The sequence below is a fragment of the Streptomyces sp. KL116D genome (genome assembly GCF_030766975.1).
Lineage (GTDB): Bacteria > Actinomycetota > Actinomycetes > Streptomycetales > Streptomycetaceae > Streptomyces > Streptomyces longispororuber_A.
The window spans coordinates 57,325-78,437 of the sequence record NZ_JASERH010000127.1 but is presented as its reverse complement, the minus strand read 5'-3'; the positions used below and the strand labels follow the sequence as shown (position 1 = coordinate 78,437).

Genomic DNA, 21,113 nt, shown 5'->3' with positions numbered 1-21,113 from the left:
AGCGGACGGGACCGTTCTCCGCCCACAGACGGGCTTTTACCCCTAGGAGATCTCATGCGGCGTGGCATAGCGGCCACTGCGGTGGTGGCGTCCCTCGCTCTCGCGGCGACGGCTTGCGGCGGAAGCGACGACGACGGCGGCAAGGCTTCCGGCCCGGTCACCATCACGTGGTGGGACACGTCGAACGCGACCAACGAGTCGCCCACGTACAAGGCCCTCGTGAAGGACTTCGAGAAGGCCAACCCCGACATCAAGGTCAAGTACGTCAACGTGCCCTTCGACCAGGCGCAGAACAAGTTCGACACGGCGGCCGGCGCCAGCGGCGCCCCGGACGTGCTGCGCGCCGAGGTCGGCTGGACGCCCGCGTTCGCGAAGAAGAGCTACCTGCTGCCGCTCGACGGCACCGAGGCGCTCGCGGAGAAGGACAAGTTCCAGCCCAACCTGGTCAAGCAGGCCGAGTACGACGGCAAGACCTACGGCGTCCCGCTGGTCACGGACACCCTCGGGCTCGTCTACAACAAGGCCCTGTTCGAGAAGGCCGGCATCACCGAGGCGCCGAAGACCTGGGACGAGCTGAAGAAGGCCGCCGCCACCATCAAGGCGAAGACCGGCGTCGACGGCTACTGGGGCTCCGAGAAGGGCTACTACTTCCAGCCGTTCCTGCTCGGCGAGGGCACCGACACGATCGACGCCGCCGGCAAGAAGATCACCGTGAACTCGGCCGAGGGCCAGAAGGCCGGCAAGACCTGGCTGAGCACCTTCGACGGCAAGGGCCTCCACAAGGCGGACGTCACCGCCGACTCCTACGCCCACCGCCAGGACGCCTTCGTCAACGGCAAGGTCGCCATGACGATCGAGGGCCCCTGGGAGGTCACGAACTTCTACAAGGGTTCGGCCTTCAAGGACAAGAACAACCTCGGCGTCGCCACCGTCCCGGCCGGCTCCACCGGCAAGGCGGGCGCCCCGACCGGCGGCCACAACCTCTCCGTGTACGCGGGCTCGGACAAGGCGCACCAGGACGCGTCCCTGAAGTTCGTCAAGTGGATGACCTCCGCGAAGACGCAGACCGCGATCGCGCTGAAGAACGCCACGCTGCCCACCCGTGACGACGCCTACACCGCCGACGTCACCAAGGACCCGGGCCTCGCCGGCTACCAGAAGGTGCTCGCCGCGGCCAGCCCGCGGCAGGAGCTGCCCGAGTACAGCTCGCTGTGGGGCCCGCTCGACACCGAGCTGCCCAAGGCCGCCAGCGGCAAGGAGGGCGTCGGCAAGGCCCTCTCCGACGTGGTGACCCAGTACGGCAAGCTCCTGCCGGACGGCTTCACGAAGTAGTCCCCCGATCAGGTGCCGCGGTCCCGCCCAGCAGCCCGCCCCGCGCGTGGGACCGCGGCACCCGCCGTACGGCTTCGTCGCCGTACGGCCCTGTGCACATTCCTGAAGCCGCAGACCAGAAGGTGTTCCCCCATGACTGTCGCCGTCGAGAGCCCGGCCGCCCCCAGCGGTGGTGACCGCGGCCGGCGCCCGGGCCTCATAGCCCGCGTCAAGAACGGATACCAGAAGCACTGGTACGCGTACGCGATGATCGCCCCGGTCGTCGTCGTACTCGCCGTGATCGTGCTGTATCCCCTGGCGCGCGGCTTCTACCTGACGCTCACCGACGCCGACAGCCTCAACTCGGCCCGCACCATCGGCGTCAACCACATCGACGCCACCTACCAGTTCATCGGCCTCGACAACTACGCCGACATCCTGTGGGGACCGACCGCCTACGACCGGTTCTGGTCGCACTTCATCTGGACGATCGTGTGGACCGCGTCCTGCGTCGTCCTGCACTACGTCATCGGGCTCGGTCTCGCGCTGCTGCTCAACCAGAAGAACCTGCGCGGCCGCACCGCCTACCGCATGATGCTGATCCTGCCGTGGGCCGTGCCGACGTTCGTCACCGTCTTCGCCTGGCGGTTCATGCTCGCCGACGCCGGTGTCATCAACACCACGCTCGCCGCCGTCGGTCTGCCGGACCCGGCCTGGCTGGAGGACCCGTTCTTCCAGAAGCTCGCCGCGATCCTCGTCAACACCTGGTGCGGCGTGCCGTTCATGATGGTCTCGCTCCTCGGCGGACTCCAGTCGATCGACGCGTCCCTGTACGAGGCCGCCGAGATGGACGGCGCGAACGCCTGGCAGCGCTTCCGCCACGTGACCCTGCCCGGCCTCCGGTCGGTCAGCTCCACCGTGGTCCTGCTCGGCATCATCTGGACGTTCAACCAGTTCGCGATCATCTTCCTGCTGTTCGGGAACACCGCGCCCGACGCGCAGATCCTCGTCACCTGGGCCTACCGGCTCGGCTTCGGCCAGCAGCCGCGCGACTACGCCCAGTCCGCCGCGTACGGCGTGCTGCTCCTGTCCATCCTCATCGTGTTCACCTCCGTCTACCGCCGCTGGCTGAACCGCAATGACGTATCAGCCACCATCTGACGCCGTAGGAGGAGACACCGCCATGAGCACCCAGACCCTCACCAAGACCTCCGTCCCCGAGCAGTCGGCCGCGGCCGTCCCGCGGGTGAACGCGGATCGCCGGGGCCGGCGCAGCCGCCGGGCGTCGCTGGTGACCCACGCCGTGCTGATCGTGTCGAGCTTCGTCGCGCTCTTCCCGATCGGCTGGCTGATCTTCCTCTCGCTCGGCCCGGGCAAGGACGACTACCTCCACCCGTCGCGCATCCTCGACACGGCGACGCTCGGCAACTACTCGTACGTGCTCCAGCACACCAACTTCCTGAAGTGGCTGGGCAACACGCTCGTCGTGTCCCTCGGCACCACCGTGATCGGTGTGCTCGTCGCCGCGACCAGCGGCTACGCGGTCTCGCGCATGCGCTTCCCCGGCTACAAGAAGTTCATGTGGATCCTGCTGGTCACGCAGATGTTCCCGGTCGCGGTCCTCATGGTCCCGATGTACGTGATCCTGTCGGACCTCGGCCTCATCGACACCTACGCCGGCCTGATCGTCGTCTACCTGACGACGGCCGTGCCGTACTGCGCCTGGCTGATGAAGGGCTACTTCGACACGATCCCGCTGGAGATCGACGAGGCCGGCCGCGTCGACGGGCTCTCCCCGTTCGGCACGTTCTTCCGGCTCATCCTGCCGCTGGCCCGGCCGGGCCTGGCCGTCGCCGCCTTCTACACCATGATCACGGCGTGGAGCGAGGTCGCCTTCGCCAACACGTTCATGCTCGACGACCGCAAGTACACCCTCGCCGTCGGCCTGCAGACCTTCATCAGTGAGCACGACGCACAGAGCCAGTACATGGCCGCCACGGCCGTACTGATCGCCATCCCGATCTCCGCCGTCTTCTACCTCGTCCAGAAGAACCTGGTGACCGGCCTGACGGCGGGTGGCACCAAGGGCTGAACCACCCCGCACCATCGACCAGTTGTCCGGCCCCTCACGTTTCAAGGACGCCATGAGCCAGCAGCACTCCACGGACGTCTCCGCGACGCCCACCACGACCCGCGAGTCCACCGACTGGTGGCGGGACGCGGTCATCTACCAGGTCTACCCGCGCAGCTTCGCCGACAGCGACGGCGACGGGACGGGCGACCTGGAAGGCATTCGCCGTCGGCTGCCGTACCTGCGGGAGCTGGGCGTGGACGCGGTGTGGCTGTCCCCCTTCTACGCGTCGCCGCAGGCCGACGGCGGCTACGACGTCGCCGACTACCGGGCCGTCGACCCGATGTACGGCACGCTCCTGGACGCCGACGCGGTGATCAGGGACGCGCACGCGCTCGACCTGCGCGTCATCGTCGACCTGGTGCCCAACCACTCCTCGGACCAGCACGAGTGGTTCAAGCGGGCCGTCGCCGACGGCCCCGGCTCCGCGCTGCGGGACCGCTACCACTTCCGGCCGGGCAAGGGCGCGGACGGCGAACTGCCGCCCAACGACTGGGAGTCCATCTTCGGCGGCCCGGCCTGGACCCGCCTGCCCGACGGCGAGTGGTACCTCCACCTGTTCGCCCCCGAGCAGCCCGACCTGAACTGGGAACACCCCGCCGTCGCCGACGAGTTCCGCTCGATCCTGCGGTTCTGGCTCGACATGGGCGTCGACGGCTTCCGGATCGACGTCGCCCACGGCCTGGTCAAGGCCGAGGGGCTGCCCGACCTGGGCGGCCACGACCAGCTCAAGCTGCTGGGCAACGATGTCATGCCGTTCTTCGACCAGGACGGCGTGCACGACATCTACCGGACCTGGCGCCGGATCCTCGACGAGTACGACGGCGAGCGGATCTTCGTCGCCGAGGCGTGGACGCCGACCGTCGAGCGGACCGCGAACTACGTCCGCCCCGACGAACTGCACCAGGCGTTCAACTTCCAGTACCTGGGCGCCCCGTGGGACGCCGACGAGCTGCGCAAGATCATCGACACGTCCCTGGACGCGATGCGGCCCGTGCACGCCCCGGCCACCTGGGTCCTCTCGAACCACGACGTGACCCGGCACGCCACCCGGTACGCGAACCCGCCCGGCGGCACCCAGATCCGCACCCCGGGCGACCGCGAGCTCGGCCTGCGCCGCGCGCGGGCGGCGACGCTGCTGATGCTGGCGCTGCCCGGCTCCGCGTACGTCTACCAGGGCGAGGAACTCGGCCTGCCCGACGTCACCGACCTGCCGGACGAGGTGCGCCAGGACCCGTCGTTCTTCCGCGCCCAGGGCCAGGACGGCTTCCGCGACGGTTGCCGGGTGCCGATCCCGTGGACCCGCACCGGCCCCTCGTACGGTTTCGGGGACGGCGGCAGCTGGCTGCCCCAGCCCGATACCTGGGGCGAGCTCAGCGTCGAGGCGCAGACCGGGGTGGCGGGCTCGACCCTGGAGCTGTACCGCTCCGCGCTCGCCCTGCGACGGGAGACCGCGGGCCTCGGTGCCGGCGAGAGCGTCACCTGGCACGACGGGGCGCCCGCGGGACTGCTGCACTTCGAGCGGCCCGGCTTCGCCTGCACCGTCAACACCACCGGCGCCCCGGTCCGCGTCCCCGCGCCCGGCACGGTCCTGCTGGCCAGCTCGCCGGTCGAGGTGACCGACGGCGAGATCGAGCTGCCCGCGGACTGCACGGTCTGGTGGGCCGCGTGACGATCTCTGTGCCGCGGGGTGCCGAGAACGGCACCCTGCGGCTCCAGGACATCGCCACGCAGGCCCAGGTCAGCGAGGCCACCGTCAGCCGGGTGCTGAACGGCAAACCCGGCGTCGCCGCAGCGACCCGGCAGCGGGTGCTCGCCGCCCTGGACGTCCTCGGCTACGAGCGTCCGGTGCGGCTGCGGCAGCGCAGCGCGGGGCTGATCGGGCTGGTCATCCCCGAGTTGACCAACCCCATCTTCCCCGCGTTCGCGCAGGTCATCGAGCAGGTGCTGGCCGGCTACGGGTACACGCCGGTGCTCTGCACCCAGATGCCGGGCGGATCCACCGAGGACGAGCTCGTCGAGCAGCTGGAGGAGCGCGGCGTCAACGGCATCGTGTTCCTGTCGGGGCTGCACGCCGACACGACGGCGGACCCGGCGCGCTACGCGCGTCTCGCCGAGCGCAAGGTGCCGTTCGTCCTCATCAACGGATTCAACGAGCACGTCAACGCACCGTTCGTGTCGCCCGACGACCGGTCGGCGGCACGGATGGCCGTCCGGCACCTCATCGACCTGGGGCACGAGCGCATCGGCCTGGCCATCGGCCCGACCCGGTTCGTGCCCTCGCGGCGCAAGGCGGAGGGCTTCGTCGCCGCGCTGCACGCCTTCCTCGGCCTGCCCCACGACGAGGCGGAGGGGCTGATCCAGCGCACCCTGTTCACCGTGGAAGGGGGCCACGCGGCCGGCGGCGCACTCCTCGACCAGGGCTGCACCGGCATCGTCTGCGGCAGCGACCCCATGGCGCTCGGCGTCATCCGGGCCGTCCGGGAGCGCGGTCTCGACGTGCCGAAGGACGTCTCGGTGATCGGCTTCGACGACTCGCCGCTCATCCCGTTCACCGACCCGCCGCTGACCACGGTGCGCCAGCCGGTGCAGGCGATGGCGACGGCGGCGGTCGGGGCGCTCCTGGAGGAGATCGGCGGAACCCCCGTGCAGCGCACGGAGTTCGTGTTCCAGCCCGAGCTGGTCGTCCGGGGATCCACCGCGGCGGCCCGCTGAACGTCTGGCGCTCCGGTCCGGACGCCGGGCGCGTGGAACCCGGCGTGACCGGGTCCTCGGCGCCGGACCGGAAGCGTGGTTGAACGTAACACCGATGCAATGCTTGCGTAAGACCTTGCAAGCGAAGTTCCCCAATTTCCCGGGCCTGTCGAGAAGGGTGTGCCGGGAGGGTTGACCATCTCGTCGGGGCCTCGTACGGTCACGACCGCAATCACTTGCAGCAAGAAGATGTAAGACGATCGGTCGTGATCGTTACCCCCCCCAACGGCCTTACGGGCATGGCGCGTTGCCCCTTCGCATCAGGAGGAACCATGGCCAGAAAGTCCGTGGCCGCAGCACTCGCCGTCCTCGCGGGAGCCGCCGCGGCCGTCACGATCCCGGCCCCGGCCCAGGCGGCGCCGCCCGGTGAGAAGGACGTCACCGCGGTGCTCTTCGAGTGGAACTTCGCCTCGGTCGCCAAGGAGTGCACCACCACCCTCGGACCGGCCGGCTACGGCTACGTCCAGGTCTCCCCGCCGCAGGAGCACATCCAGGGCTCCCAGTGGTGGACCTCGTACCAGCCCGTCAGCTACAAGATCGCCGGACGGCTCGGCGACCGCGCCGCCTTCAAGAGCATGGTCGACACCTGCCACGCGGCGGGCGTGAAGGTCGTCGCCGACAGCGTCATCAACCACATGTCCGCCGGATCCGGCACCGGCACCGGCGGCTCCTCGTACACCAAGTACGACTACCCGGGCGTCTACTCGGCCGCCGACATGGACAACTGCACCGCGACGATCAGCAACTACCAGGACCGCACCAACGTCCAGGAGTGCGAACTCGTCGGCCTCGCGGACCTCGACACCGGCGAGGACTACGTGCGCGGCAAGATCGCCGGCTACCTGAACGACCTGCTCTCCCTCGGCGTCGACGGCTTCCGGATCGACGCCGCCAAGCACATGGCGGCGGCCGACCTCGCGAACATCAAGTCCCGGCTCACCAAGCCGGACGCGTACTGGAAGCAGGAGGCCATCTACGGCGCAGGGGAGGCGGTCTCGCCCAGCGAGTACCTCGGCAACGGCGACGTCCAGGAGTTCCGCTACGCCCGCGACCTCAAGCGCGTCTTCACCAGCGAGAACCTCGCCTACCTGAAGAACTTCGGCGAGTCCTGGGGCTACATGTCCTCGGGCAAGTCGGCCGTGTTCGTCGACAACCACGACACCGAGCGCGGCGGCGACACCCTCAACTACAAGGACGGCGCCAACTACACCCTGGCGAACGTCTTCATGCTGGCCTGGCCCTACGGCTCGCCCGACGTGCACTCCGGCTACGAGTGGACCGACAAGGACGCCGGCCCGCCCAACTCCGGTGCGGTCAGCGCCTGTTACACCGACGGCTGGAAGTGCCAGCACGCCTGGCGGGAGATCTCCTCCATGGTGGGCTTCCGCAACGCGGCACGCGGCGAGGCCGTCACCGACTGGTGGGACAACGGTGGTGACCAGATCGCCTTCGGACGCGGTGCCAAGGCGTACGTCGCCCTCAACCACGAGAGCGCGTCGCTGACCCGCACCTTCCAGACGTCGCTGCCCGCCGGCGACTACTGCGACGTGCAGAGCGGCAAGGGCGTCACCGTGAACGCGTCGGGCCAGTTCACCGCCACCCTCGCGGCGAACACCGCGCTCGCCCTGCACGTCGGCGCGAAGACCTGCGGCAGCGGCTCCACCACCGACCCCGAACCGGCCGCCGGCGCCTCCTTCAGCGTCAACGCCACCACCGCCTGGGGCGAGAACATCTACGTCACAGGGAACAAGTCCCAGCTGGGCGACTGGAACACCGGCAACGCCCTCAAGCTGGACCCGGCCGCGTACCCCGTCTGGAAGCTCGACGTCGCCCTGCCCGCCGGGACGTCCTTCGAGTACAAGTACCTGCGCAAGGACGCGAACGGCACCGTGACGTGGGAGAGCGGCGCGAACCGCACCGCCACCGTCTCCTCCTCCGGCGCCGTCACCCTGTCCGACACCTGGCGCAGCTGACCACCACCACCTCTGCACGGCCGACCGTCCGGCGCCCCGCCTCCCCGCAGGCGCCGGGCGGTCGGCCGCGCCCGGCACGACCCAGCACAGTCCAGAGAGGCCCTCAAGGTGAACCGAAGAAGAGGCGCGCTCGGCGCGTCACGGAAGGCCGCGGCCGCGGCGGCCGTCACGGCGCTGCTCGCCACCGCGCTGCACACGGCCACGGCGGCGTCCGCGGCGCCCGCCCCGCCGAAACCCCCGTCCGACGCGAAGCTGGCCGCCGAACCGGCCCGCCACGACGCGACCGACGAGCAGTTCTACTTCGTCCTGCCCGACCGGTTCGCCAACGGCGACACCGGCAACGACAAGGGCGGACTCACCGGCAGCCGCACCGCCACCGGGTACGACCCCACCGACAAGGGCTTCTACCAGGGCGGCGACCTCAAGGGCCTGACCAAGCGGCTCGACTACATCAAGGACCTCGGCACCACCTCCATCTGGATGGCGCCGATCTTCAAGAACAAGCCCGTCCAGGGCGAGGGCAAGGACGCGTCGGCCGGCTACCACGGCTACTGGATCACCGACTTCACCCAGGTCGACCCGCACTTCGGCACCAACAAGGACCTGGAGACCCTCATCGCCAAGGCGCACGCCAAGGGCATGAAGGTCTTCTTCGACGTCATCACGAACCACACCGCCGACACCGTCGACTACGCGGAGAAGAAGTACGGCTACCGCCCCAAGGGCGCCTTCCCGTACCTCGACAGCGCGGGCCGCCCCTTCGACGACAGCCGGGGCATGGCGAAGGTCGACGCCGACGCGTTCCCGTACACGCCGAAGAACACGGGCGAGATGGTGCCGTCCTGGCTCAACGACCCGACGATGTACCACAACCGCGGCGACTCCACCTGGGAGGGCGAGTCCGCCACCTACGGCGACTTCAACGGCCTGGACGACCTGTGGACCGAGCGGCCCGAGGTCGTCAAGGGCATGCGGGACATCTACCAGAAGTGGGTCCACGACTTCGACATCGACGGGTTCCGCATCGACACCGTGAAACACGTCGACCTGGACTTCTGGACCCAGTGGGCGACGGCCCTCGACACGTACGCCGCCAAGCAGGGGCGTGACGACTTCTTCATGTTCGGCGAGGTCTACTCCGCCGACACCGACGTCACCTCCCCGTACGTGACGCGCGGCCGCCTCGACGCCACCCTCGACTTCCCGTTCCAGGACGCGGCCCGCGCCTACGCCTCGCAGGGCGCGAGCGCCGACCGGCTCACGAAGGTCTTCGCCGACGACTACAAGTACGCGTCCGACAAGGCCAACGCCTACGAGCAGGTCACGTTCCTCGGCAACCACGACATGGGCCGCATCGGCACCTTCCTGAAGGCCGACAACCCCAAGGCCTCGGACGCCGAACTGCTGAAGCGCGACAAGCTCGCCAACGAGGTGATGTTCCTGTCGCGCGGCAACCCCGTCGTCTACTACGGCGACGAACAGGGCTTCACCGGCGCCGGCGGCGACAAGGACGCCCGGCAGACGATGTTCGGCTCGAAGGTCGACGACTACCTCGACGACGACGAGATCGGCACCGACCGCACCCACGCCGACGACGCGTACGACACCGAGCACCCGCTCTACGAGTCGATCGCCGCGCTGGCGAAACTGCGCAAGGCGAACCCGGGGCTGACCGACGGGGCCCAGAAGGAGCTCTACGCCAAGGACTCCGTGTACGCCTTCTCCCGGACAGGGAAAGACGACCGCGAGTATGTCGTCGCGGTCAACAACGCCACTGAGGCGAAGACCGTCACGCTTCCCGTCGAGTCCGCGAAGTTCCTTGCCCTGTACGGGGGTTCGGGCAAGGAGACGGCGACCGACGGCACCGTCACGGTGACCGTGCCCGCCCTGTCGTCCCTGGTGCTGCGCGCCGAGAGCCGGCTGCCCGCGCCGACGGCGAAGCCCACGCTGTCGCTGAAGGCCCCGGCCGCCGGCGCCACCGGCACCGTCACGCTCACCGCCGACCCCGGGGACACCGCATCGGCCCGCGTCGTCTTCGCCGCACAGGTCGGCAACGGCGCGTGGCGCACCCTCGGCTCCGTCGACCACGCCCCGTACAAGATCACGCAGTATCTGCCCGAGACGGTGTCCGCCGGAACGGCACTGCGGTACAAGGCAGTCGTGGTGGACCGCGCCGGACGGACCGCGAGCGCCCTCGCCGACACGACGGCGGGGCAGGCGCCCGCGGCCGAGAAGCCGAGCGCCGTCGACCGGGACCACGCGATCGTCCACTACAAGCGCACGGACGGCGACTACACCGGCTGGACCCTCACGTCCGGTGACAGCACGGGGGAGTTCAGCGGCCGCGACGCGTACGGTGCCTTCGCCTGGGTGAAGGTGCCCGACGGCGCGTCGTCCCTGACGTACACGGTCGAGAAGTCCGGCACCGCCGACGGCGGCGAGCGGACCGTCGACCTGGCGAAGACCGGCGAGGTCTGGGTCGAGCAGGGCAAGGACGGCCAGGAGACCACGAAGCCGGACGGCGTGTACCCGGCCCCCGACAAGACCAAGGCGATCATCCACGTCCACCGGGCCGACGGTGACTACGACGGCTGGGGCCTGCACACCTGGACGGGTGCCGCGAACCCCACCGACTGGTCGAAACCGCTCCAGCCCACCGGCAAGGACGCCTACGGCATCACCTTCGAGGTGCCCCTGGCGGACGGCGCCACCTCGCTCAACTACATCGTGCACAAGGGCGACGAGAAGGACATCCCCACCGACCGCTCGCTCGACCTGACGACGTACGGGCACGAGGTGTGGCTGAACTCCGGCGACACCACCTATCTGCTCCCGTCGGTCGGTTCGGCCCCCGACCTCGACCTCACCAGGGCGCAGGCGCAGTGGATCGACGCGGACACCGTCGTCCTGCCGAAGGACACGGCGAGCGGCTCCGCGCTGTCCACACAGCTGGTGTATGCCCGCGACGGCGGCATCACCGTGAAGGACGTCGCGCTCAGCAGCGAGGGACGGTGGCTGCGCCTCCGGGCGTCGTCGCTCAGTGACGCGCAGAAGGCGAAGTTCCCGCACCTGAAGGACTACGCCGCGTTCACCGTGGACGCCCGCGACCGCGACCGGATCCGCGAGGCACTGGCCGGCCAGACCGTCCTCACCCAGCGCATCGCCAACGGCGCCCTGGTCACCGGGACGGGCGTGCAGACCCAGGGCGTCCTCGACGACCTGTACGGCGCGCAGGCCGAGAAGGCCTCCCTGGGGCCGGTGTTCAAGGACGGCAGGGTCACCCTGTCCGTGTGGGCGCCGACCGCGCACGACGTGAAACTGGAACTCGGCGGCAAGAACCTGGCGATGCGCCGCGACGACGCGAGCGGCGTGTGGTCCGTGACCGGCTCCGCGAAGGCCTGGAGCGGCGAGAAGTACCGGTACGCGGTGACGGTGTGGGCGCCGAGCGTCCAGAAGCTCGTCACCAACAAGGTCACCGACCCGTACTCGGTGGCCCTGACCACCGACTCCGAGCGCAGCCTCGTCGTCGACCTCGACGACAAGTCCCTCGCCCCCAAGGGCTGGACGGGCCTGAAGAAGCCCGCCGCCGTCGCGATGAAGGACGCGCAGATCCAGGAACTGCACATCCGCGACTTCTCCGCCGAGGACCGCACCAGCAAGCACCCCGGCACGTACCTCGCTTTCACCGACAAGGACAGCGACGGCTCCAAGCACCTGCGCGAACTCGCGAAGGCCGGCACGTCGTACGTGCACCTGCTGCCCGCCTTCGACATCGCCACGATCCCCGAGAAGAAGTCCGAACAGGCCACCCCTGATTGCGACCTGGCCTCCTACGCCGCCGACAGCGACAAGCAGCAGGAGTGCGTGACCGAGGCCGCCGCCAAGGACGCCTACAACTGGGGCTACGACCCGTACCACTACACGGTCCCCGAGGGCTCGTACGCCAGTGACCCGGACGGCACCGCCCGCACCGTCGAGTTCCGCGACATGGTCAAGTCGCTGAACGAGGACGGGCTCCGCGTCGTCATGGACGTGGTCTACAACCACACCACCAGCAGCGGCCAGGCCGACACGTCCGTGCTCGACAAGATCGTGCCGGGCTACTACCAGCGGCTGCTGGCCGACGGCTCCGTCGCCAACTCCACGTGCTGCGCCAACACCGCCCCCGAGAACACGATGATGGGCAAGCTCGTCGTCGACTCGATCGTCACCTGGGCCAAGGAGTACAAGGTCGACGGCTTCCGCTTCGACCTGATGGGCCACCACCCCAAGGCCAACATCCTCGCCGTCCGCAAGGCGCTCGACGCCCTGACCGTCGCCAAGGACGGCGTCGACGGCAAGAAGATCATCCTCTACGGAGAGGGCTGGAACTTCGGCGAGATCGCCGACGACGCCCGCTTCGTGCAGGCCACGCAGAAGAACATGGCGGGCACCGGCATCGCCACCTTCTCCGACCGGTCCCGTGACGCGGTGCGCGGCGGCGGCCCCTTCGACGAGGACCCGGGCGTGCAGGGCTTCGCGAGCGGCCTCTACACCGACCCGAACTCCTCGAAGGCGAACGGCACGGAGGCGGAGCAGAAGGCGCGCCTGCTGCACTACCAGGACCTCATCAAGGTCGGCCTGTCCGGGAACCTCGCGGCCTACGAGTTCACCGACACCGACGGCAAGAAGGTCAAGGGCTCCGGCGTCGACTACAACGGAGCGCCCGCCGGCTACGCGGACGCCCCCGGCGACGCCCTCGCCTACGCGGACGCCCACGACAACGAGTCGCTGTTCGACGCGCTGACGTACAAGCTGCCCGCCACGACGAGCGCGGCCGACCGCGCCCGCATGCAGGTCCTCGCCATGGCCACCGCCGCCCTGTCGCAGGGCCCGGCCCTGTCCCAGGCGGGCAGCGACCTGCTCCGCTCCAAGTCCCTCGACCGGAACTCGTTCGACAGCGGCGACTGGTTCAACGCGATCCACTGGGACTGCCGCGCGGGCAACGGCTTCGGGCGCGGTCTGCCCCCGGCCGCCGACAACAAGGACAAGTGGCCCTACGCCAAGCCCCTGTTGACGTCGGTCCAGGTGCCGGGCTGCCCGGAGATCACCGGGGCGTCCGCCGCGTACCAGGAGCTCCTGAAGATCCGCACGGACGAGTCCGCCTTCCACCTGTCCACGGCCGGGCAGGTCCAGAAGGAACTGTCCTTCCCGCTCTCCGGGAAGGACGAGACGCCGGGCGTCATCACGATGCGCCTCGGCGACCTGGTGGTCGTCTTCAACGCGACCCCGAAGAGCCAGGAGCAGACGGTCGCCGGCCTCGCCGGTGACGCCTACCGCCTGCACCCGGTCCAGGCCGAGGGCGCCGACGAGATCGTCAAGTCGGCGTCGTACAGCAAGAGTTCGGGCACCTTCACGGTCCCCGCACGCACCGTCGCGGTCTTCACCCGCTGACCCCCGCCGGTCGTCCCCCTCGAGGCGCGCGAGGGGGACGACCGCCGTCAGGCCGCACCGCCGCGGCCCCGACCGAGGAGTTCACGTGAACCTCTCCGCACGACCACGTACGCGCCGCCACAGATTCCGCCCCCTGGGCCTCGTGCTCGCGGTGATCGCCGCCCTCCTGGTGACGCTCCTGCCGGGCACCCCGTTCGGCGGCGCCCCCGCGAGCGCCGCCGACACAAACACGGCCACCGTCTACTACTCCACGTCCAGCACCGACTGGGCCGCCTACAAGCTGCATTGGGCGCCGTCCGGCGGCACCTGGACGACCGTGCCGGGCGTCGCCATGGAGGCCGCCTGCACCGGCTGGGTGAAGAAGACCGTCGACCTGGGCGCCGCCACGACGTGGCAGGCGACCTTCAACAACGGCAACGGCACCTGGGACAACAACGGTGGGAACAACTACCGGTTGGGCACCGGGCTGATCACCGTCAAGGACGGCGTCGTCGCCCACAGTGACCCGTGCGGCGCCACCGAACCCGCCGAGGGCAACGCCGCCACCGTCTACTACGAGACCACGACCATCAACTGGGCCGCCTACAACCTCCACTGGGCGCCGACCGGCGGCACCTGGACGACCGTGCCCGGTGTCGGCATGGAGGCCGCCTGCACCGGCTGGGTGAAGAAGACCGTCGACCTCGGTACCGCCACGACGTGGCAGGCGACCTTCAACAACGGCAACGGCACCTGGGACAACAACAACGGCGGCAACTACCAGCTCGGCAAGGGCATCAACACCGTACGGGCAGGCACCGCCACCAAGGACGCGAAGGACCCGTGCGCGGCCGCCGCACCCGACACCACCGCGCCCTCCGCACCCGGCAACGTCAAGGCGGCGGCCACCGGCACCGCCATCGTCCTCACCTGGGACGCGGCCACCGACGACACGGGCGTGACCGGCTACCAGATCACCCGCACCGGCGGCTCCAAGGGCACCTCCGTCATCGCCGCCACCTCCACCGTGTACTCCGACACGGGACTGGAGGCGAAGACCGCGTACACGTACACGGTCAAGGCGCTGGACGCCGCCGGGAACGCCTCGGCCGCGAGCGCGGAGGCGAAGGCCACCACCGGCGAGCAGCCCGCACAGAGCACGGGCACCCCGCTCGGCGGCGACCCCCGCAAGGACCCCATCTACTTCGTGCTCACCGCCCGCTTCTACGACGGCGACAGCTCCAACAACCGGGGCGGCAGCCAGCACAAGAAGACCGGCAACGAGGCCAACGACGACCCCATGTTCCGCGGCGACTTCAAGGGCCTGGTCGAGAAGCTCGACTACATCAAGGGCCTCGGGATGTCCGCCGTCTGGATCACCCCGGTCGTCCTCAACCGCTCCGACTACGACTACCACGGGTACCACGGCTACGACTTCTACAAGGTCGACCCGCGCCTCGAATCCGCCGGCGCATCCTACCAGGACCTGATCGACGCCGCCCACGCCAAGGGCATGAAGATCTACCAGGACGTGGTCTACAACCACTCCTCGCGCTGGGGCGCCAAAGGGCTGTTCACACCGACCGTGTACGGCGTCCGCGACGACCAGTGGAGCTGGTACTACGACCAGAAGCAGGACGGCTTCGAGTACGACGGCCTGACGGTCGAGCCGGTCTCCGGCAAGTCGTACTACAACGGCGACATGTGGTCGACGGCTGAGCCCAGCGGCAACACCTGCCTCAACTGGGGCAAGCCCACCGGCGCCAAGAGCCCCGAGGGCTACACCATCTACAACTGCCAGTGGCCGAGCCCGACATCGGGCATGTTCCCCAAGTCCCTCTACCACCAGTGCTGGATCGGGAACTGGGAGGGCGAGGACTCCCGCTCGTGCTGGCTGCACGAGGACCTCGCCGACTTCGACACCGAGAACGCCCAGGTGCAGAACTACCTGATCGGCGCCTACGACAAGTACATCGACATGGGCGTCGACGGCTTCCGCGTCGACACGGCCGTGCACATCCCGCGCGTCACCTGGAACCGCCGCTTCCTGCCCGCGATCCAGGAACGCGTCACGCAGCGCTTCGGCGCCGAGAAGGCCAAGGACTTCTTCGTCTTCGGCGAGGTCGCGGCCTTCGTCAACGACAAGTGGAACCGCGGCTCGGTCAACCACTCCGCGCAGTTCTACACCTGGAAGGAACGCAAGGAGTACTCCGCCGACGACGAGAAGGCGGCCCTCGAACAGTACGACTACGAGGAGCAGTCGGGCACCGGCAGCCAGCCGACGTCCACCAACGCCTTCCTCGACGGGAACAGCTACCACACGCCCGACCACAGCAAGTTCTCCGGCATGAACATCATCGACATGCGCATGCACATGAACTTCGGCGACGCCTCCAACGCCTACAACAACGGCAAGGACTCGGACGACTCGACCAACGACGCCACCTACAACGTCGTCTACGTCGACAGCCACGACTACGGGCCGAACAAGAGCAGCGAACGCTACGCGGGCGGCACCGACGCATGGGCCGAGAACATGGCGCTGATGTGGACGTTCCGCGGCATCCCGACGCTGTACTACGGCTCGGAGACCGAGTTCCAGAAGGGCCAGAAGATCGACTGCGGCACCACGTGCCCGCTGGCGACGACCGGCCGCGCCTACTACGGCGACAAACTGGAGGGCAGCGTCACCGCCTCCGGCTTCGGTACGGTCTCCAGTGCGTCCGGCGCCGTCGCCACCACTCTCGACGCGCCCCTGGTCAAGCACGTCCAGCGGCTCAACCAGATCCGCCGGGCCGTGCCCGCCCTCCAGACGGGCCAGTACTCGACGGCCGACATCAGCGGGAACATGGCGTTCAAGCGGCGCTACACCGACACCGCGACCGGCGTCGACAGCTTCGCGCTGGTGGCCGTCACCGACGGCGCCACGTACAGGAACATCCCGAACGGGACCTACAAGGACGCCGTCACCGGCGACGTGCGGACCGTCACCGACGGCACGCTCACCGTGGCCGCACCCGGCAAGGGCAATCTGCGGGTGTACGTCCTGGACCTGGGCGGCAAGAACGCGGCGCCGGGCAAGGTCGGCACCGCGGGCCCGTACCTGAAGTAGCGCGGACGGACCCACCGGCCCGGTCACGGGCCGGTGGGTCCGCCGTTCCCCGCCCGGCGCCCCGGTACGGGGTCTGGGCACGGCCCCGCCCCCGTTCACCGGCTACCATTCCAGACCGTGATCAGGGCGAGGAGTTGCTGATGGGCGGCAGGGCGGCCTCCGGGAACGGGAGCCATACGGCGGGCGAAGGTGCCACGCGGCCACCGCGGCTTGAACGGGGCCGCAGCGCCCTCGGCCCCGCGCTCGAACTCGTCCACACCGGACGCGCCCCGACCCGCGCCGTCCTCACCGCCGAACTCGGCGTGACCCGCGCCACCGCGGGCGCCGTCGCCGCGGAACTCGAAGCGCTCGGCCTCATCCGGATCGACGCCAGGCCGAGCGCCGCCGCCGGCTCCCAGGGACGCCCCTCGCACCGCCTCTCCGTGGCCGAGGACGGGCCCGTCGCCCTCGCCGCCCAGGTCCACTCCGACGGCTACCGCGCGGCCCTCGTCGGCCTCGGCGGGCAGATCGTCGCCACCACCCCCGGCTGCGAGATCATCGACCCCGACCCGGCGGACGTGCTGCGCTCCGTGGTGGAGGCGGGCGTCCGGCTCCTGGAGAGCAGCGGGCGGCGCTGCGTCGGCGCGGGCCTCGCCGTGCCGTCCGCCGTCGCCGAACCCGACGGCACCGCCCTCAATCCACTGCACCTGGCCTGGCCCGCCGGAGCTCCGGTCCGGCAGATCTTCGCCGACTGCGTCCGCGAGGCGGACCTCGGCATCCCGGCGTTCGCCGCGAACGACGTCAACCTGGGCGCGCTCGCCGAGCACCGGCACGGCGCCGGACGCGGCGCCCGCGACCTGCTGTGCGTCGCCACCGGACACCGCGGCGTCGGCGGCGCGCTCGTCCTGGACGGCCATCTGCACACCGGCAGTTCGGGCCTCGCCCTGGAGGTCGGGCACCTCACCGTCAACCCCGAGGGCCGTCCCTGCCACTGCGGCAGCCGCGGCTGCCTGGACGTGGAGGCCGATCCGCTGGCCTTCCTCATCGCGGCGGGCCGTACCCCCGACCCCGGCGGGTCGCTCCTGGAGCAGGCCCGCGGCCTGCTGCGCGACGCCCCGGGCGACGGTGCGGTGCGCGCGGCCACCGAGACCCTCATCGACCGCCTCGGACTCGGCCTGGCCGGCCTGGTCAATATCCTCAACCCGGACCGGATCATCCTGGGCGGCCTGCACCGCACCCTGCTCGACGTCGACCCGGAGCGGCTGCGGGCCGTGGTGGCCGACCGCAGTCTGTGGGGACGCAGCGGCGGTGTGCCGATCCTGGCGTGCACGCTCGACCACAACAGCCTGGTCGGCGCCGCCGAGCTGGCCTGGCAGCCGGTGCTCGACGACCCGATCGCGGCGCTCACCGCGTCGAGCTGAGCGGCAGGGGCCCGGGGCGCCACCGCCGACGGCACCCCGGCCCCGGCCCCGGCCCCGGGGACGAGGAACGAGCGACGAGGCGCGCCCGCGTTCGCCCGGCGCGGTCGGGCGGTGCTCACTCGCCCCAGTCGAGCTGTTCCTCCGGCACGCCCGCGGACCGGCCGTAGGCGCGTGCCGCCTCGCGGCCCGCCGCGTCACCGCGCCGGTACCGGCACACGTGCCCGGCGAACACCACGTACACCTCGGTGGCGCCGTGGAAGTCCGCGTACCAGCCGCCCTCGGGGGACAGACAGTCCGCCAGCGCGTCGGCGAGCGCGGGGGCGTCGCGGTCCGCGGCCTCGAAGTGCAGGAGCGTCCAGTCGGCCGGCTGGCCGTCCCCGACGCCCGCCGCACGCACCCTGCGCACCCGGGTGACGGACAGCGGCACACCGCTCAACTCGCCGTCCGCGCGCAGGCTTTCGGCGACCAGAACTCCAGAGACCACGTCCGCACCCCTCACCGCCACTCGACCGAGAACGCCTGTGCCGGATTGTCCACCAGGATCCGCTCCACCGCCTCCTTGCCCAGCTCGGCCTCCAGCCGGGGCCGCACCCGCCGCAGCAGGTACGGCATCCCGGGCCCGCCGCTCACCGACCGCGCCCCGGCGGTCGTGGTGTCGCCGCCCAGCAGCAGCCGGTCCGCGTACCCGGCACCGGCGAGCGCCGCCATCACGTCGGGCATCCGCCAGTCCGTGGCGTGGTTGCCCCGCGACGGCCCGTCGAGCGCCACGTACGCGCCCGAGCGGGCGGCCTCGCGCTGCGTCACGACGTCGGGGCAGCGGTTGAGGTGCCCGAGGATCACCCGGTGCGCGGGCACCGCCAGCTCGTCGCACAGCAGGTCGAGGACGTCCAGGGCGCCCGTGCCCAGCTCGTGGTGGACGGCGATCGGCGCCCCCGTCGCGTGATGCGCCTCCGCGGCGGCCCGCATCGTCCACCGGGCGTGCGCGTCGAGTGCGTGGAACCCGCCCGCGACCTTGATCAGACCGGCCCGTACGCCACTGTCCCCGATGCCTTCGGTGAGCTCGCGCACGAAGACCTCGGCCAGGTCCGTCCGGCGCGCGTCCAGCAACTCGCCCGGATAGTGGGCCGCTTGGTGCAGACCGGTCGCGGCGACGACGCGTACCCCGGTCGCCTCCGCGAGCGCGGGCAGCTCTGCGGCCCGGCGCCCCAGTCCGTACGGGGTCCACTGCACGACGGTGCCGCCGCCCACCGCCGCGTACGCCGCCAGCTCCTGCCGGGCGAGTCCGGTGTCGGCCAGCTCCTGGCCGGGCAGCAGCGGGCTGCGGAAGAAGAGGTGGTCATGGGCGTCGACCACGCCCAACGTCCTTGGATCCAGGTCGCCTTGGACGCTGCGAACGGTGCCGCTCACCACTGCCTCCCACGGTGCAGAAGATGCCGCTCGGGCTGCGACAGGTGCAGCACCTGATAGACGTCGCCGGACGCCTTCGGGGCGTCGTGCGCCCAGACCGAGAAGGTCACCAGCTCCCAGGTGCGCGGATCCACCCCGGCCGCGGCGTACAACACGCCGTCCCGGTCTGCCAGTTGCCCGGTCGCGGCCACCGCGTCCGCCGTCACCTCGTGCAGCTCGGCCCCCGCCTCGACGGGCGTCCGTGACCGCACCGCGCTGCGCGCCGGCTCCGCGGTCGCGGGCCCCTCCTCGTACGCGATCCCCGTCCAGTGCCGCACGGCCGGCCGCCCGAAGTCGTTCACCACGCCCTGGAAACCCGGGCCCCAGAGGAAGGAGTTCATGCCCTGCGCCGAGTTCCACAGGTAGAAGGAGCCGTACAGGTTCACCGGAGAGCCCTGCTCGCCGCGCACCCGCATCAGGTACGCCTTGGCGCCGAGGCCCGGGAAGTCGTCCAGCAGATGTCCCTTGGCCGCCACCCGCGCACGGATGACGTCCATGTCGTAGTCGGCGGGCAGCGTCATCTCGTAGTTCATCGCATGCACGGTCGGTCTCCTCGTCAGTGCGCCGGGTGCGGGTCGTCGGCCGTGACGTGCGCGCCCCAGCACGCCGTCGTGCCGTCCTCGCCCGCCTCGACGGCGGCCAGGTGCGTCATGAACGTGCGCGGCCCCGCCCCGTGCCAGTGCCACTCGCCGGGCTCGATCCAGACGGTGTCGCCCGCCCGGATCACCTCGACCTCACCAGCCCTGCGCTGCACCCGGCCCTCGCCCGAGACGACGTGCAGCACCTGGCCGTGCGGGTGGGTGTGCCAGGCGGTGTGCGCGCCCGGAGCGAAGTGGACGTTGAACATCCGCAGCCGGGACGGGAGTTGAGCGCCGGCGATCTCCTCCAGCCAGACCGTCCCGGTGAAGTTCTCCGCCGGACCCTGCAGCGAGTCGGGGCGATGGCGCGTGATCTGCACGAAGGTGTCCTCAGTCCGTGGTGGTGGCGGGGGAGCGGAGCAGGGAGAGCAGGCCGCGGACGCCCGCGTCGAACGCCTCGGTGGACCCGGAGGCGCGCGCCAGGACGTAACCGCCCTGCACCGTCGCGACGACGGCGGCGGCGATCTCGGCCGGCACCAGGTGGGGCGCGAACTCGCCGTCCGCCACGCCCTCCTGGACGACGTCGGCGATCCGGCTCTTCACGTAGGCGATCGTCTCGTCGACCGGTGCGCGCAGTTCGTCGCTGGCGATCACGTCCGGATCCATGGTCAGCCGCCCGACCGGGCAGCCGCGCAGCACGTCGCGCTCGCGCAGCAGATACGCCTCGACCCGCTCGTACGCCGAACCGTCGGCGCCGAGCAGCCGGTCGATCGTGGCCCGCATCTCCTCGCCGGTGCGCCGGATCGCGGCGAGCGCGAGATCGGGCTTGCCGGTGAAGTGGTGGTACATGCTGCCCTGGCCGACGCCCGCCCGCTGCAGGATCGCCTTCGGGCTGGTGCCGACGTACCCGCGCTCCCACAGGAGCTCGCGGGTCGTCTCGATCAGTCGCTCCTGAGTGCTCATGACCTCACCGTACATACTAGTAGTTACAGAAAG

Annotated in this window: 14 protein-coding genes; 9 read left to right on the top strand and 5 right to left on the bottom strand. The window is 70.4% G+C overall.

The annotated features are described in order from the left end of the window. Positions 1-54: 54 nt before the first annotated feature. From RBJ77_RS47355 to RBJ77_RS47315, 9 genes are all read left to right on the top strand, one after another. Complete coding sequence (locus tag RBJ77_RS47355) at positions 55-1,332, top strand: extracellular solute-binding protein (protein ID WP_372350641.1); 1,278 nt, start codon at positions 55-57, stop codon at positions 1,330-1,332. Between the two features lie 132 nt (positions 1,333-1,464). Next, entirely contained in the window at positions 1,465-2,472 is a 1,008-nt protein-coding gene (locus RBJ77_RS47350; protein ID WP_372350640.1) for a carbohydrate ABC transporter permease, read from the top strand. 22 nt (positions 2,473-2,494) lie between these two features. Further along, positions 2,495-3,403: a sugar ABC transporter permease gene (locus RBJ77_RS47345; RefSeq protein WP_372350639.1), complete on the top strand. Its 909-nt coding sequence runs from the start codon at positions 2,495-2,497 to the stop codon at positions 3,401-3,403. Between the two features lie 52 nt (positions 3,404-3,455). Beyond that, on the top strand, positions 3,456-5,114 hold the full coding sequence (locus RBJ77_RS47340; protein WP_372350638.1) for a glycoside hydrolase family 13 protein: 1,659 nt from the start codon (positions 3,456-3,458) through the stop codon (positions 5,112-5,114). Continuing rightward, the gene (locus RBJ77_RS47335) at positions 5,102-6,157 is read left to right on the top strand and encodes a LacI family DNA-binding transcriptional regulator (protein ID WP_372350637.1); all 1,056 of its coding nucleotides are present in this window, start codon (positions 5,102-5,104) and stop codon (positions 6,155-6,157) included. The genes RBJ77_RS47340 and RBJ77_RS47335 overlap by 13 nt, the downstream gene beginning before the upstream one ends. A gap of 311 nt (positions 6,158-6,468) precedes the next feature. Then, positions 6,469-8,169 carry a carbohydrate-binding module family 20 domain-containing protein gene (locus RBJ77_RS47330; protein WP_372350636.1) on the top strand — a complete coding sequence of 567 codons (1,701 nt, stop codon included), beginning with the start codon at positions 6,469-6,471 and terminating at the stop codon, positions 8,167-8,169. Positions 8,170-8,277: 108 nt separating this feature from the next. Next, positions 8,278-13,602: a pullulanase-type alpha-1,6-glucosidase gene (gene pulA, locus RBJ77_RS47325; RefSeq protein WP_372350635.1), complete on the top strand. Its 5,325-nt coding sequence runs from the start codon at positions 8,278-8,280 to the stop codon at positions 13,600-13,602. An 85-nt stretch (positions 13,603-13,687) separates the two neighbouring features. Further along, positions 13,688-16,693 (top strand): carbohydrate binding domain-containing protein, encoded by a 3,006-nt coding sequence (locus tag RBJ77_RS47320; RefSeq protein ID WP_372350634.1) that lies wholly within the window; start codon positions 13,688-13,690, stop codon positions 16,691-16,693. A gap of 140 nt (positions 16,694-16,833) precedes the next feature. Then, a complete protein-coding gene (locus RBJ77_RS47315) occupies positions 16,834-18,093 on the top strand; it encodes an ROK family protein (protein ID WP_372350633.1) in 1,260 nt (419 codons plus the stop codon). Positions 18,094-18,208: 115 nt separating this feature from the next. Here RBJ77_RS47315 and RBJ77_RS47310 read toward each other — a convergent pair whose 3' ends face one another. Genes RBJ77_RS47310 through RBJ77_RS47290 form a run of 5 tightly spaced genes read right to left on the bottom strand, consistent with a single transcriptional unit; the run spans position 18,209 to position 21,095 of the window. Further along, positions 18,209-18,577, bottom strand: coding sequence for a hypothetical protein (locus RBJ77_RS47310; protein ID WP_372350632.1), 369 nt, complete (start codon positions 18,575-18,577; stop codon positions 18,209-18,211). Positions 18,578-18,588: 11 nt separating this feature from the next. After that, positions 18,589-19,503: a phosphotriesterase gene (locus tag RBJ77_RS47305; RefSeq protein ID WP_372350631.1), complete on the bottom strand. Its 915-nt coding sequence runs from the start codon at positions 19,501-19,503 to the stop codon at positions 18,589-18,591. Beyond that, positions 19,497-20,081, bottom strand: coding sequence for a DUF4865 family protein (locus RBJ77_RS47300; protein ID WP_372350630.1), 585 nt, complete (start codon positions 20,079-20,081; stop codon positions 19,497-19,499). Before RBJ77_RS47300 ends, RBJ77_RS47305 begins: the two co-directional genes overlap by 7 nt. A gap of 14 nt (positions 20,082-20,095) precedes the next feature. After that, positions 20,096-20,497 carry a cupin domain-containing protein gene (locus RBJ77_RS47295; protein ID WP_372350629.1) on the bottom strand — a complete coding sequence of 134 codons (402 nt, stop codon included), beginning with the start codon at positions 20,495-20,497 and terminating at the stop codon, positions 20,096-20,098. Positions 20,498-20,507: 10 nt separating this feature from the next. Further along, positions 20,508-21,095 (bottom strand): TetR/AcrR family transcriptional regulator, encoded by a 588-nt coding sequence (locus tag RBJ77_RS47290; RefSeq protein ID WP_372350628.1) that lies wholly within the window; start codon positions 21,093-21,095, stop codon positions 20,508-20,510. Between the last annotated feature and the right edge of the window lie 18 nt (positions 21,096-21,113).